Source organism: Streptomyces sp. SDT5-1 (assembly GCF_052245995.1).
Lineage (GTDB): Bacteria > Actinomycetota > Actinomycetes > Streptomycetales > Streptomycetaceae > Streptomyces.
Genome location: NZ_CM125963.1, coordinates 1,493,245 through 1,506,177, shown reverse-complemented (window position 1 = coordinate 1,506,177; position 12,933 = coordinate 1,493,245). Strand labels below are relative to the sequence as shown.

The following is a 12,933-nucleotide window of genomic DNA, read 5'->3' as shown; positions in this document are numbered from 1 at the left end:
CTCAGCCCCGCTCGGCGAGCGGGCTGTCGTCCAAGTGCCGCAACAGGTCGGCCGGGTCCTGGTAAAGGGCCCGCGCCCCGGCCTCCCGCAGCGCCTCCGCGGGAATGCCGCCGCACAGCAGCCCCACAGGAGTGACACCCGCCCGTACGGCGGCTTCCATGTCCCACACGGTGTCGCCGACGAACACCGCGCGCTCCGGCGGCACGTCGGCCAGCTCCACCGCCTGCTGGACGGGGTCGGGTGCGGGCTTGCCCTCCGCCACGTCGTCCGCGCTCGCCGCGCCCGCGATCACCTCGTCGGCGTCGATGGCCCGGCGCAGTGCCTTCAGTTCGGCGCCGCCCGCCGACGTGGCCAGCACGATGCGCCGCCCGCGCTCGGCGAGGGCGCGCAGCAGATCGCCCGCAGCGTCGAACGCGGGCAGCCGCTCGAAGTACGTGGCGTACAGCGTCTTGTGCGCGGCGCTGATCTCCGCGTCGGCGTCCCGGTCCCGGTCGGGGCCGAGGAGGCGCTCGACGAGATCGCCGCCCCCGAGCCCGACCGAACGGTGCACATCGTGCATGGTCACCCGGTGACCGGCCTGGCGGAACGCCTCCCACCAGGCCGTCACATGCAGGTGATTGGTGTCGACGAGGGTGCCGTCGACGTCGAAGAGCGCGGCGCGCGCGGGCGTGTTCACGGCGGCCTCAGATCCGCACCTGGGGGCGGTCCCAGTGCCGGTGCGCGGCCACGGCCCGGGTGAACTCACGGACGAATTCCTCGCCCGCCGCGCCCGGCGCCGGATCCGTCACGACGCCCTGGTCGGCGACGACGCTGCCGGTCTGCGCCGACACCCGCACGCCGTCCGGGACGACGGGCGTGAGCACGCCGACGCCCGAGCCGAGCGCGCCGACCGGTTTGCCGTGCCGGTAGGCGTCGCGCACGAACCGTACGGCGTCCGGGTCCTGGGCCACGGCCGGGGTGCCGACCGGGCCGCCGGGCACCAGCACGGCGTCGTAGAGCACCGCGGCGACGGTCGGCAGCGCCCGGTCGACCTGGTACTTCTCGCCGTCGGCGCCGGTCACCTCGCCGTCCGTCGGGGCGATCGCCTCGACGATCGCGCCCTCGGCGGCCAGCGCCTCGCGCACCGACGTCACCTGCGCCGCGTCCACGCCGTCCGTCACCAGGACCGCGATCTGCCGTGTGCGGATCGACCCGTCGCCGGGCAGCGCCTCCAGGCTCAGCGCGGGCGAGGCCGACTTGTGGGGGCCGGGCTCCTGGCCGCCGTCCGGCACGGGGACACCGACGCCCCGGGCGACCTCCTGGGCCAACTCCGTGTTCACGTGCGTCAGTTCCTCGACCGTGCGGGCCCGCACCGCGAGCGCGTTCACCTTGCCCAGCTCGAAGCGGAACGCCGAGACGATGTGCTCCTTCTCCCAGTCCGCCATGCTGTGCCAGAACAGCGCTGCCTGGCTGTAGTGGTCCTGGAAGCTGGGGGAGCGGCGCCTGATCTTCGCGCCGTCGACCCGCTCGGCGTAGTGCGTGTACGCGTGCCCGTCGGCGCCGGACACCGCGGGGCAGCCCGCGCCCAGCGAGTTCTCCGAGTAGTTCGTGCCCCGGTGGATCCGCGACTGGTGGTAGCCGTCCCGCTGGTTGGTGCGCACGGGGGCGATCGGCCGGTTCACCGGGATCTGCGTGAAGTTCGGGCCGCCGAGCCGGATCAACTGCGTGTCCAGATAGGAGAAGTTGCGGGCCTGGAGCAGCGGGTCGTTCGTGAAGTCGATGCCGGGCACGACGTTCGCCGTGTGGAAGGCGACCTGCTCGGTCTCCGCGAAGAAGTTGTCCGGGTTGCGGTTCAGCACCATCCGGCCGATCGGCCGCACCGGCACCTGCTCCTCCGGGATGATCTTCGTGGCGTCCAGCAGGTCGAAGTCGAAGGCGAACTCGTCCTCCTCCGGCACCAGTTGGACGCCCAGCTCCCACTCCGGGTACTCGCCGGCCTCGATGGCGTCCCACAGGTCACGCCGGTTGAAGTCCGGATCGCGGCCCTGGCACTCCTGCGCCTCGTCCCACACCAGGGAGTGCGCGCCCAGCTTAGGCTTCCAGTGGAACTTCACGAACGTGCCGCGACCCGCCTCGTTCACGAACCGGAACGTGTGCACGCCGAAGCCCTGCATCATGCGGTAGCTGCGCGGGATCGCCCGGTCCGACATCAGCCACATGATCGCGTGCAGCGTCTCCGGCTGGAGCGACACGAAGTCCCACAGCGTGTCGTGCGCGGACGCGCCGGTCGGCATGTCGGTGTCCGGCTCCGGCTTCACCGCGTGCACGAAGTCCGGGAACTTGATGCCGTCCTGGATGAAGAAGACCGGGAAGTTGTTCCCGACGAGGTCGTAATTGCCCTCGGACGTATAGAACTTGGTGGCGAACCCGCGCACGTCGCGCACCGTGTCGGCGGACCCCTTCGGGCCCTGCACGGTCGAGAACCGTACGAAGACGGGGGTGCGCACCGACGGGTCCTGGAGGAACGCCGCGCGCGTGAACTCGGCGCAGGACTCGTACGGCTCGAAATAGCCGTATGCGCCCGCGCCCCGCGCGTGCACCACCCGCTCCGGGATCCGCTCGTGATCGAAGTGGGTGAGCTTCTCCCGGAAGTGGAAGTCCTCCATCAGCGTGGGACCGCGCTCGCCCGCGGCGAGCGAGTCGTCCGTGTGGTCGACGGCCACGCCCTGGTCGGTGGTGAGCGGCCCGGACGCCGGGTCCTCGGCGCGTGCCTCTTCGCGCTGCTCCTGCTTGCGGTCGGTGGTCACGACTGGCTCCTCACATGCTGGGTGGGGGTGGGGCGGTCACGGCGCGACGAAGCCCTGACGCGGGCTCGGCTCCGCCCTGCTGACGTCCGCGAGGGCCGAATCCGGGTCCCGGTGCCGCGCGAGGTCGCCCATGCTGACGACGCCGACGGGCACACCCCCGCTGACCACGGGCAGCCGGCGCACCGCGTGCCGCCGCATCAGGGCCGCCGCGTGCTCGGCCTCCTCGTCGGGGCCCACGCACAGCGGGTCGGGCGTGCACACCATGCCCGCGTCGATGACGCGCGGATCGGCCCCGTCGGCGACGACCCGCAGCGCGATGTCACGGTCGGTGATCACTCCGAGCAGCCGGTCGCCCTCGCAGACCAGCACATCGCCGATGTTCTCGTCGCGCATCCTCTGGGCGGCCTGGCTGAGCGGGGTGTCCGGGGGGACCGCCGTCACACCCTGGGTCATCACGTCCCGGACCATGCCGGTCATGTCACGTCCTCCGTCCCTGCGGATCGGTGGCTGGGGTCACTCGGCGCGGAGTACCCCCGCCCGGGGGACTCATTCGGGCCGAATCGGATCCGCGCTGCTCACCGGACACATGGACCGCGGAAAACGGGTGACTCGTCGGGCATGCCCACCCCCACACCCCCGGTTCTCGACACACCGCCGGCCGCCGAGATCGAGACGGCGAGCCGCCGGTTCCTGCTGTACGGGCTGCTGCCCCTGTGGGTGGTCCCCGGAATCGCCGACTGGTGGATGCACCGGCGCACCCGCATCGAGCACACCACGGGCGTGCGCGAGTCGGCGGTGCACGCGCTGATGATGACGGAGGCCGGCGTCCCCGTCGCCCTCGGCCTGCTCGCCCGCATCAACCCGCTCGTCCTGTCCGTCATGGGCGGCGCCGCCGCCGCGCACGGGGCGACCGCCCTGTGGGACGTCCGGATGGCCGTCGACGCCCGCGACGTACGCCCCATCGAGCAGCACATCCACAGCTTCCTCGAGGTGCTGCCGCTCACCGCGCTGTCCTACGTCGCCTGCCTGCACCCCGACGCCGTGCGCGCCACCCTGCGCGGCGGGCCAGGCGCCGACGACTGGCGGCTGCGCGCCAAGAGCCCCCGCCTTCCGAAGCGGTACCTCGCGGCGCTCGCCGCCACCATCGGCGCGGGCGTGGCCCTGCCGTACGGCGAGGAGCTGAAGCGCTGCTTGCGGGCGGCCCGCTTCGCGCGCACCGATGGAGGAAGGGCATGAACAGACCCGAGCCCCGGTACCCGGACCCCATGGACCACACCCGCGCCCCCGTACTGGAAGCCCTGGACTCCTACCACGCGAACGGCAGGCTCGCCTTCACACCACCCGGCCACAAACAGGCCCGGAGCGTCGACGAGCAGGCCAGGCGGGTGCTCGGCGACGCCGTGTTCCACTCCGACGTGCTCGCCAACGGCGGCCTCGACGACCGCCGCATGCGCGGCCACGTCCTCAAGGACGCCGAGGAGCTGATGGCCGACGCGGTCCACGCCGAGCACACCTTCTTCACCACGTGCGGCAGCTCCCTCTCGGTCAAGGCCGCCATGCTGAGCGTCGCCGGGCCCCAGGAGCAGCTGCTCATCGGCCGTGACGCCCACAAGTCCGTGGTCAGCGGGCTGATCCTGTGCGGCATCGACCCCGTGTGGGTGGAACCGCAGTGGGACGCGGAGCGCGGCCTCGCCCATCCGCCGTCCCCGCAGGCGTACGAGGAGGCCTTCGAGCGGCATCCGGACGCCCGCGGCGCCCTGGTCACCAGCCCCACCCCGTACGGGACCTGCGCCGACCTGCGGGCGATCGCCGACCTGTGCCACGCGCGCGGCAGGCCGCTGATCGTCGACGAGGCGTGGGGCGCACACCTGCCGTTCCACCCGGACCTGCCGAAGTGGGCGATGGACGCGGGCGCCGACGTCTGTGTCACCAGCATCCACAAGATGGGCAGCGGCCTGGAGCAGGGCTCGGTGTTCCATCTGCGCGGCGACCTCATCGACCCGGCCACGCTCACCCTGCGCGCCGATCTGCTCGGCACCACGAGCCCCTCCGTGCTCATCTACGCGGGCCTCGACGGCTGGCGCCGCCAGATGCGGCTGCACGGCCGCGAGCTGCTCGGCGACGCCCTCGACCTGGCGGCGGAAGCGCGGCGGGCGATCGACGCCGTCGACGGCATGCACGTGTACGGGCGCGACGACCTCGCCGGGCCCGGGCTCGGCCACGACCTCGACCCGCTGCCGATCCTCATCGACGTCGCGGACCTCGACACCACCGGGTACCGCGTCGCCGACTGGCTGCGCTCGCACCGCTCCCTCGACGTGCACATCGCCGACCACCGCAGGATCGGCGCCCAGCTCACCTTCGCCGACTCCGCGGCCACCCTCGCCCCGCTCCTTGACGGACTCCGGGACGTGGTCGAGCACCGGGACGAGCTGCGCGGGGCGCCGGAGGTCGCGGTGCCGAAGCCGTCCGAGCTCCGCCTGGAACAGGCCGTGCTGCCCCGAGACGCCTTCTTCGGCCCCGTCGAGGACGTCCCGCTGGCCGACGCCGCGGGCCGGATCGCCGCCGAGATGGCCACCCCGTACCCGCCGGGCATTCCGGCGGTGCTGCCGGGGGAGCGGCTGAACCAGCAGGTCATCACGTATCTGCGCACCGGCCTCGACGCGGGGATGAACGTGCCGGACCCGGCGGACCCGTCGCTCAGGACGATCCGGGTGGTGGCGCGGGGTGCTTCGGAGCGGGAGCGTCCCGCTTGAAGGCCCACGCCATCTCGGGCTCCATCGCCCAGTGGAAGGCCCACCGCACGGGCCGTGTGCACAGCGCCGTGATCACCGCGGCCGCGATCACGGTCACGGTGATCTCGCCGAGCGGGGTGTGCACCCAGTCGTGGTCGTACCAGCCCCAGAAGCGCGAGCCCTTCGCCAGGAAGCCGTGCAGCAGATAGCCGTACAGGGTGCCCGCGCCGAGGGCCGTGCACCACATCCGGCGCCCCGGCACCCACGCGAAGAAGCAGGCCATCAGGATCACCGAGCAGCCGAACAGGGCCAGCGTCATCACGACCCCCGTCCAGCCGGGGGCGCCCAGTTCCTGCGCGCTGTCCCTGCGGTAGAACCAGGCGGCGGTCATCCGGGGCGCCGCCCAGTAGGCGACGAGCAGGGCGCCCGCGAACACCGGGACCGCCGCGATCCGCGCGGCGCGCTGCCGCACCAGGGCGAAGTGCTCGGGCCGCAGACACAGGCCGAGCACGAAGAACGGCAGGAACTGGAGGACCCGCTGGAGGTCGAGGTCGTCGCCGATGTCGGGGGAGACGGCGGCGAGCACGGCGATCGCGAGGGCCAGCGGCAGCGGCGCCCTGACGACCTTCCACAGCGGCGTGGTGATGCGCCAGATGAAGAGCGCGATCAGGAACCAGGTCAGGTACCAGGGGTCGAGCAGGGTGATCGGGTAGTCGGGGTCGTCGCCGACCGTGCGCTTGAAGAACGTGTACGCGAGCTCGAAGATCACGTACGGCACCAGCACGCCCGTGACCAGGCGTTTCATCCGGCGGGGGCTCGCGTCCCAGGAGCGTGAGAAGTAGCCGGAGATCACGATGAAGGCCGGCATGTGGAAGGTGTAGACGGTGAAGTAGAGGGCGGCGGCCGCCCGGCTGTCCCCGCGCAGCGGCTCCCAGGCGTGGCCGAGCGCGACGAGGACGATCGCCAGGTACTTGGCGTTGTCGAAGAACGCGTCGCGGCCGTCCGCCTTCATGCGCCCTCCGTGCCTGGTCGACGACTCCCCGCCGTCACGCTTCCCGGCTCCCCGAGTCTTCAAAACGCCCCCTGTATCCTGATTAACCTCATCTGCCCCATTTGCTGACTTTGTCGTCGGAAGGTGGTCCGGTGCCCAGCACGCCCGCGACCGGAGCCCACGCGCTCCCCGTCTTCGAGCCCACCCGCCCGGCTTCCAGGACCCGCCGCCTGGTCGCCTTCGGGCTCGGCGCGCTGCTCTGGGTGGGCTCCGGACTCCTCGGTGTGGCCCTGCTCGGGCACACCGGCATCCTCGTCCGGCTCCTCTTCGTCACCGTGATCTCCTGCGCCTTCTTCTCCCTCGCCCTCGTCTGGGCCATCACCCTCAGAGGGCGGGAGGAACGCCGTGAGCGTCCTTGACATCGTCCTCGTCTTCCTCGCCTTCTACCCCGTCGTGACCGCCGCCGCGTGGATGGTCGGCGGCGTCGTCTTCCGGGTGCGCGAGGAGAGCCCCGAGATCGTGACGCCGGAGGGCGGCTGGCCGGGCGTGACCGTCCTCGTCCCCGCGTACAACGAGGAGAAGGTCATCGCGCGCTGCGTCGAGGCGCTGCGCGAGGTCGACTATCCGAAGCTCGAGATCCAGATCCTCAACGACGGCTCCAAGGACGCCACCGTCGCCGTCGCCCAGGCGGCCGCCGCGGGCGACCCCCGCATCACCGTGTGGGACGACGGCGTCAACCTCGGCAAGGCCGACCGCCTCAACGACGGCTTCCGCAGGGCCCGCCACGCCCTCGTGCTGGTCACCGACGCCGACACCCATCTGCACCCCCAGGCCATCCGCCACCTCGCGATGGGCATCAGCCGCTCCCCGCGCTACGCCGCGTTCGCCGGCAGCCCCCGCGTCACCAACCGGCGCGGCGTCATCACCGTCATGCAGATGCTGGAGACCGCCTCCCTCATCGGCCTGATGCGCCGCACCCACGCCCTCGCCGGACACGTCGGCACCGTCGCCGGAGTCCTCGGCCTGTTCCGGCGCGACGCCGTTCTCGACGTCGGCGGCTACGACCCCACCATGGCCACCGAGGACATCGAGCTGACCTGGCGCCTCATGGAGGCCGGACACCTCACCGGCTTCGCCCCGCACGCCCTCGTCGGCATGGAGGTGCCGCAGGACCTCCGCGGCATCTGGGCGCAGCGCACCCGCTGGGCCCGCGGCCAGGGCGAGGTGCTCCGCACCCATCTGCGCACCGTGTTCCGGCTCCGCAACGCCGCGCTGTGGCCGATCGCCGCCGAGGCACTGCTCTCGTACCTCTGGGTCGTCCTGATGCTGTTCACCATCGTGTTCAGCTCCGTGCGCTACGCCGTCGACCCCGAGGACGCCCACTTCAAGGCGATGCTCGCCTGGGGCATCGGCATCGCCGTCATCGCGATGATCCAGGTCGCCGTCGCCGCGCTCGTCGACCTCCGGCTCGACCCCAAACTCCCGTACGCCTGCCTGCTGCTGCCCCTCTACCCGCTCGCGTACTGGACCATCAACGCCCTCGCCGCCCTGCGCTCGCAGACGCCAGGGCTCTTCCGCGGCCCCCGCAAGAAGCGCGTGGTGTGGGACCTGGAGCGCAGCGCGCCGTAGCGGCTACACGGGCAGCAGCCGGCCCACGAGCGCGCTCAACTGCCGTGCGTTGCGGCACTCGTGCATGTCGACGAGCGCCGCGTACGTGGACGCCGCCGAGTCGCCCGTGTCCCACTGGGAGCGGGGCTCCGGATTGAGCCAGTACGTGCGGCGGGCGGCGCGGGTGATGCGGCGCAGCGCGGGCAGGTTCGGATTCTGCTGGTTGTTGCGGGCGTCGCCGAGGACGAACACGGTGGAGCGGGGGCCGATCGCCGACTCGTAGCGCTCCACGAACTCGCCGAGCGCCGTCCCGTAGTCGCTGCTGCCGTGCCAGCCGGTCAGCGTGGCCTCGGCCGCGATCCGGGCGCCGAGCCCCTCCGCGTCCGCCGCGCCGTGCGCGATCAGCTCCGTGACCTCGTCGATCCGGTTGACGAACGCGAACACCCGGATCTTGTTGAACTGGTCGTGCAGGGCCTGCACCAGCAGCATCGTGAAGTTCGCGAAACCCGCCACCGAACCCGACACGTCGCACAGCAGCACCAGTTCGGGACGCGAGGGACGGCGCTTGCGCAGCACAGGCCGCATCGGCACGCCACCCGTCGACAGCGAACCCCGCAGCGTGCGGCGCAGATCGATGTGACCGCGCGCCGCCCGCCGCCTGCGGGCCGCTAGGCGCGTCGCCAGCTTCCGGGCCAGCGGATGCACCGTGCGCCGCAACTCCGCGAGCTGGGCCTTGTCCGCGTACAGGAACACCGTGCGGTCCGGCGTGTGCACCGGCATCCGGCGGGCCAGCTCGTCCCGGTCGCGGGCCTCCGCCACCCGGCGGCGCGCCTCGCCACGCACCCGCTCCCTGAACTCCTCGATGCGGCGGCGGATCTCGTCCGCCTCGATCCGGTCGGTGAACGCCCCGGACTGCCCGCTGCCGCCCGCCCTGATCGCCGACATGACCGGTGCGAGCAGCGTCTGCGGGCGCAGCCGGTCCAGGGTCTGCTGCGAGGACCAGCCGTTCGCGTCGTAGCCGCCGAGCGAGTCCACGGCATCGGCCGCGATCCGGGCGAGCGCCGCCCTGTCGTTCGCGACCAGCGCCTCCGTGAGCCGCTCCCGCAGCGTGTCCCGGTCGGCGGCCGAGCCCGGCGCGCCCACGGTGTGCGGGAAGTACACGTCGAAGACCGGGTCGAACACCGCGCGCTGCCCCTGGTCGTGCAGCAGCGCGGCCGCCAGGCCCTCGCGCAGGTGCTCCCGGCTGTCGAGGCCGAGCGCCGCGACGGCCCGCGCGGCGTCCACGCTCTCGCCCGTGCCGATCCGCACCCCGTGCGCGCGCAGCGCCCGCACCAGGGACGTGACGCGGTCCGCGACCGAAGCGGTGCTCACACCGCGTCCAGGTCGAGCTTGGCCGCCGCCGTGTTCACGTCCTCCTGATGCTTGAGGACGACCCCCAGCGACGCCCGTACGACCTCCTCGTCGAGCCGGTCCGCGCCGAGCGCGAGGAGGGTGCGCGCCCAGTCCACCGTCTCCGCGACCGACGGCACCTTGCGCAGGTCCATCGCCCGCAGCGCGCCCACGACCCGTACCAGGGACTCCGCGAGCACCGCGTCGAGCTCCGGCACCTTCAGGGCGACGATCTCGCGCTCCAACTCCTCCTCGGGGAAGCCGATGTGGAGGAACAGGCAGCGGCGGCGCAGCGCCTCGGACAGCTCACGGCTCGCGTTCGAGGTGAGCACCACGAACGGGCGCCGGGCGGCGGCGATCGTGCCCAGCTCGGGCACGGTGACCTGGAAGTCGGAGAGCACCTCGAGGAGCAGCCCCTCCACCTCCACGTCGGCCTTGTCCATCTCGTCGATGAGCAGGACCTTCGGATCGTCGCCGCGGATCGCGGTCAGCAGCGGGCGCGAGAGCAGGAACTCCTCGCTGAAGATGTCCGTGCGGGTCTGGTCCCACGTCTCGTCGCGGCCCGCCGTGATCCGCAGCAACTGCTTGGCGTGGTTCCACTCGTAGAGCGCGCGGCTCTCGTCCACGCCCTCGTAGCACTGGAGGCGGACGAGACGGGCGTCGGAGATCGCCGCGACCGCCTTCGCCAGCTCCGTCTTGCCGACACCCGCGGGGCCCTCGACGAGCAGCGGCTTGCCGAGCTTCGCGGCCAGGAAGACGGTGGTCGCCACGGCGGGCGAGGCCAGATAGCCGGTGCCGGCCAGGCGCGTGGTGACTTCGTCCACGGAAGCGAACAACGGGGCCTCCTGCTCGGTGCGTTGTAGGACTCCAGGTGATCAGCACAAGGGCCCGCCCACAATGGGCGCGCGCCGTTCATGGCGAACGTCACTCCGCCGGTCGCCCGCCGTGGCCTCCTCGGTCTCGTACGGAGACCCGGCCCCGCCGCCTTCGTATCCTTGCGGTCATGAGGCGCACATCCTTTGCCGACTGGCCCTGCTCCATCGCCCGCACCATGGACCTCCTGGGGGACTGGTGGACGCCGCTGGTGCTGCGCGAGGCGTTCTACGGGATCACCCGGTTCGACGTGTTCCAGCAGGAGCTCGGCATCGCCCGCACGACCCTCGCCGAGCGGCTGCGGCGGCTCGTGGAGGCGGGGCTGATGGAGAAGCGCGCGTACGACACCGCGCCCGTGCGGCACGACTACGTGCTCACGGAGAAGGGCCGCGACTTCTTCGGCGTCCTCGCCGCCATGAACGCGTGGGGCAACCGCTGGCTGTCCGGCGATGAGGGCGCGCCCGTCGTCTTCGAGCACGACCGGTGCGGGCACCAGGCCGAGGCCGCCGTCGTCTGCGGGCACTGCGGCGACCCGATGACCGCCTACGACACGCACGCCCGGATGGGCCCGGGCTACCCGGAACGGCTTGCGCACCGCCCCGAGATCGCCCGCCGCTTCACCCGCTGAACCGCCGCGCTCCCTGCGGGCGTGCCTCTTGACGTAGTGAGTCCAACTACGAAACTCTCAAGGTCACAGCCGTTCTACGGAGAGGTGGAGCACGATGGAGTGGACGGGCGCCCGGTACGCGGACCTGCCGACCGTCGAGGTGCGGCGCACGATCGACGCGCCGCCGGGCCGGGTGTGGGAGCTGGTGACGGACATCGGCCTGATGCCCCGTTTCAGCGCCGAACTCCAGTCGACCGAGTGGCTCGGGGCGGAGCGCGGCGTCGGCGCGCGCTTCCTCGGGCGCAGCAGCCACGAGGCGTTCGGCGAGTGGGAGACCACGTCGTATGTCGTCGAGTGCGCGGCGGGCCGGGTGTTCGCGTGGGCCGTGGGCGACGCCGAACAGCCCAGCGCCGTCTGGCGGTTCAGCCTCGCGGAGCGGGCCGACGGCGGCACCGAGCTGACGCAGTGGGCCCGCATGGGACCCGGCCGCTCCGGACTGTCCTACGCCATCGACCGGATGCCGGAGAAGGAGCAGAAGATCGTCCACGTACGGCTTCAGGAGTGGGAGCGGAGCATGGGTGCGACGCTCGACGGCCTCAAGGCGCTGGCCGAGAACGCGGTCGGGGGCGAGGCGCGATGAGGACGGCGACCACCGTCGAGGCGTCCGGCGGGGACTGGCGGGAGACCGTCGAGTACGTCACCGAGGCCGAGAAACTGGGCCTCGACATCTGCTGGGTCGCCGAGGCGTGGGGCTCCGAAGCGCCGTCGCCGCTCGGCTATCTGGCGGCGCGCACGGACCGCATGCTGCTCGGCTCCGGGATCATCCAGCTCGCCACCCGCACGCCCGCGGCCATCGCGCGGGCCGCGATCACCTTGTCGAACATTTCCGACGGCCGCTTCCTCCTCGGCCTCGGCCCGTCCGGGCCGCAGGTGATCGAGGGGCTGCACGGGGTTCCGTTCGCGCGTCCGCTGACGCGGATGCGCGAGACCGTCGAGATCGTGCGGATGGCGGCGACCGGCGAGAAGATCGCCTACGAGGGGCGGGAGTTCACGCTGCCGTTGCCCGGCGGGGACGCGCGGCCGATGCGGCTCTCGATGCGGGCGGAGCACGAACTGCCGATCTATCTGGCCACGTTGTCGCCGAAGATGCTGCGGCTCACCGGGGAGGTGGCGGACGGCTGGCTGGGCACGAGTTTCGTCCCGGAGGGTTCGAAGGAGGCCTACTTCGACCACCTCGACGCGGGACTGGCCGCGTCCGGCCGTAAGCGGGACGACCTCGACATCTGCCAGGGGGCGGAGGTGAACTTCGTCGAGGACGAGGCGGAGCTGGCGGCCGTCGTGGGCAGCCGCAAGAAGGAACTGGCGTTCAGCCTCGGCGGAATGGGCTCCGCCACGACCAACTTCTACAACCAGGCGTACAGTCGGCAGGGTTGGGCGGACGTCGCCGCGGCGGTACGGGAACGGTGGCAGGCCGGCGACCGGGCGGGGGCGGTCGACCTCGTCACGGACGACATGGTGCTGGCGACGACGCTGATCGGCACGGAGCCGATGGTCCGCGACCGCCTCAAGGTCTGGCGTGCGGCAGGCGTCACCACGGTCCGCCTCTACCCGTCGGGCCCTACGCTGCGCGCCCGCCTGACGACCTTGGCCCGCGCGATCGACCTGGTCCGGACGACGTAGGCGCTGCCGGTTCCCCGTGGTCCCGCGGCCACGGGGGCGTCCTGGTTGCGCGGTAGGGGGGCAGCGGTTCGGTTGCGCGGGACCGGGGTTGCGGTTCGGTTGCGCGAGACCGGGGGTTGCGGTTCGGTTGCGCGGCACCGGGGTTGCGGTTCGATTGCGCGGGACCGGGGCCGTGGTCCTGATTGTGCGGCACGGGTACTGCGGTCCGGTCGAGTGGCGCGGGGTGCTTCTGTCCCGTTGCGCGGGACCGGGGTTGCGGTTCCG

Annotated in this window: 13 protein-coding genes; 7 read left to right on the top strand and 6 right to left on the bottom strand. The window is 72.2% G+C overall.

What is annotated here, in order from left to right; translation table 11 throughout:
- Position 1 precedes the first annotated feature (1 nt).
- Genes ACTWJ8_RS07085 through ACTWJ8_RS07075 form a run of 3 tightly spaced genes read right to left on the bottom strand, consistent with a single transcriptional unit; the run spans position 2 to position 3,263 of the window.
- Complete coding sequence (locus ACTWJ8_RS07085) at positions 2 to 676, bottom strand: HAD family hydrolase (RefSeq protein WP_443263330.1); 675 nt, start codon at positions 674 to 676, stop codon at positions 2 to 4.
- A gap of 7 nt (positions 677 to 683) precedes the next feature.
- Entirely contained in the window at positions 684 to 2,786 is a 2,103-nt protein-coding gene (locus ACTWJ8_RS07080) for a catalase (protein WP_443263329.1), read from the bottom strand.
- Positions 2,787 to 2,822: 36 nt separating this feature from the next.
- On the bottom strand, positions 2,823 to 3,263 hold the full coding sequence (locus ACTWJ8_RS07075) for a CBS domain-containing protein (RefSeq protein ID WP_443263328.1): 441 nt from the start codon (positions 3,261 to 3,263) through the stop codon (positions 2,823 to 2,825).
- 141 nt (positions 3,264 to 3,404) lie between these two features.
- On the opposite strand from ACTWJ8_RS07075, the gene ACTWJ8_RS07070 reads away from it, so the two are divergent.
- Positions 3,405 to 4,022: a diguanylate cyclase gene (locus tag ACTWJ8_RS07070; RefSeq protein WP_443263327.1), complete on the top strand. Its 618-nt coding sequence runs from the start codon at positions 3,405 to 3,407 to the stop codon at positions 4,020 to 4,022.
- Positions 4,019 to 5,542 carry an aminotransferase class I/II-fold pyridoxal phosphate-dependent enzyme gene (locus ACTWJ8_RS07065; protein ID WP_443263326.1) on the top strand — a complete coding sequence of 508 codons (1,524 nt, stop codon included), beginning with the start codon at positions 4,019 to 4,021 and terminating at the stop codon, positions 5,540 to 5,542. Before ACTWJ8_RS07070 ends, ACTWJ8_RS07065 begins: the two co-directional genes overlap by 4 nt.
- On the opposite strand, the gene ACTWJ8_RS07060 is transcribed toward ACTWJ8_RS07065, so the two are convergent.
- Complete coding sequence (locus ACTWJ8_RS07060) at positions 5,487 to 6,533, bottom strand: acyltransferase family protein (RefSeq protein ID WP_443263325.1); 1,047 nt, start codon at positions 6,531 to 6,533, stop codon at positions 5,487 to 5,489. The two genes, ACTWJ8_RS07065 and ACTWJ8_RS07060, sit on opposite strands and share 56 nt — an antisense overlap.
- A gap of 131 nt (positions 6,534 to 6,664) precedes the next feature.
- Between ACTWJ8_RS07060 and ACTWJ8_RS07055 the strand changes: the two genes are divergently transcribed.
- A complete protein-coding gene (locus tag ACTWJ8_RS07055; RefSeq protein WP_356383563.1) occupies positions 6,665 to 6,931 on the top strand; it encodes a hypothetical protein in 267 nt (88 codons plus the stop codon).
- Positions 6,918 to 8,141, top strand: a complete 1,224-nt coding sequence (locus tag ACTWJ8_RS07050) for a glycosyltransferase family 2 protein (protein WP_443263324.1) — start codon at positions 6,918 to 6,920, stop codon at positions 8,139 to 8,141. Before ACTWJ8_RS07055 ends, ACTWJ8_RS07050 begins: the two co-directional genes overlap by 14 nt.
- A gap of 3 nt (positions 8,142 to 8,144) precedes the next feature.
- Here ACTWJ8_RS07050 and ACTWJ8_RS07045 read toward each other — a convergent pair whose 3' ends face one another.
- Both ACTWJ8_RS07045 and ACTWJ8_RS07040 read right to left on the bottom strand, forming a co-directional pair.
- Positions 8,145 to 9,491 (bottom strand): vWA domain-containing protein, encoded by a 1,347-nt coding sequence (locus ACTWJ8_RS07045; protein ID WP_443263323.1) that lies wholly within the window; start codon positions 9,489 to 9,491, stop codon positions 8,145 to 8,147.
- Entirely contained in the window at positions 9,488 to 10,345 is an 858-nt protein-coding gene (locus tag ACTWJ8_RS07040; protein ID WP_443263322.1) for an AAA family ATPase, read from the bottom strand. Before ACTWJ8_RS07040 ends, ACTWJ8_RS07045 begins: the two co-directional genes overlap by 4 nt.
- A 167-nt stretch (positions 10,346 to 10,512) precedes the next feature.
- Between ACTWJ8_RS07040 and ACTWJ8_RS07035 the strand changes: the two genes are divergently transcribed.
- The 3 genes from ACTWJ8_RS07035 to ACTWJ8_RS07025 all read left to right on the top strand — a co-directional run bounded on the left by ACTWJ8_RS07035 (position 10,513) and on the right by ACTWJ8_RS07025 (position 12,669).
- Positions 10,513 to 11,010 (top strand): winged helix-turn-helix transcriptional regulator, encoded by a 498-nt coding sequence (locus tag ACTWJ8_RS07035; protein ID WP_443263321.1) that lies wholly within the window; start codon positions 10,513 to 10,515, stop codon positions 11,008 to 11,010.
- 94 nt (positions 11,011 to 11,104) lie between these two features.
- A complete protein-coding gene (locus tag ACTWJ8_RS07030) occupies positions 11,105 to 11,629 on the top strand; it encodes an SRPBCC family protein (RefSeq protein WP_356383582.1) in 525 nt (174 codons plus the stop codon).
- The gene (locus tag ACTWJ8_RS07025) at positions 11,626 to 12,669 is read left to right on the top strand and encodes an LLM class flavin-dependent oxidoreductase (protein WP_443263320.1); all 1,044 of its coding nucleotides are present in this window, start codon (positions 11,626 to 11,628) and stop codon (positions 12,667 to 12,669) included. Before ACTWJ8_RS07030 ends, ACTWJ8_RS07025 begins: the two co-directional genes overlap by 4 nt.
- The last annotated feature ends 264 nt before the right edge of the window (positions 12,670 to 12,933 follow it).

What these genes read in the sequence shown, in the direction of transcription:
- ACTWJ8_RS07075 (WP_443263328.1), bottom strand. Translation starts at nt 3,263, where the DNA reads ATGACCGGCATGGTCCGGGACGTGATGACCCAGGGTGTGACGGCGGTC.
- ACTWJ8_RS07070 (WP_443263327.1), top strand. Translation starts at nt 3,405, where the DNA reads ATGCCCACCCCCACACCCCCGGTTCTCGACACACCGCCGGCCGCCGAG.
- ACTWJ8_RS07065 (WP_443263326.1), top strand. Translation starts at nt 4,019, where the DNA reads ATGAACAGACCCGAGCCCCGGTACCCGGACCCCATGGACCACACCCGC.
- ACTWJ8_RS07060 (WP_443263325.1), bottom strand. Translation starts at nt 6,533, where the DNA reads ATGAAGGCGGACGGCCGCGACGCGTTCTTCGACAACGCCAAGTACCTG.
- ACTWJ8_RS07035 (WP_443263321.1), top strand. Translation starts at nt 10,513, where the DNA reads ATGAGGCGCACATCCTTTGCCGACTGGCCCTGCTCCATCGCCCGCACC.
- ACTWJ8_RS07030 (WP_356383582.1), top strand. Translation starts at nt 11,105, where the DNA reads ATGGAGTGGACGGGCGCCCGGTACGCGGACCTGCCGACCGTCGAGGTG.
- ACTWJ8_RS07025 (WP_443263320.1), top strand. Translation starts at nt 11,626, where the DNA reads ATGAGGACGGCGACCACCGTCGAGGCGTCCGGCGGGGACTGGCGGGAG.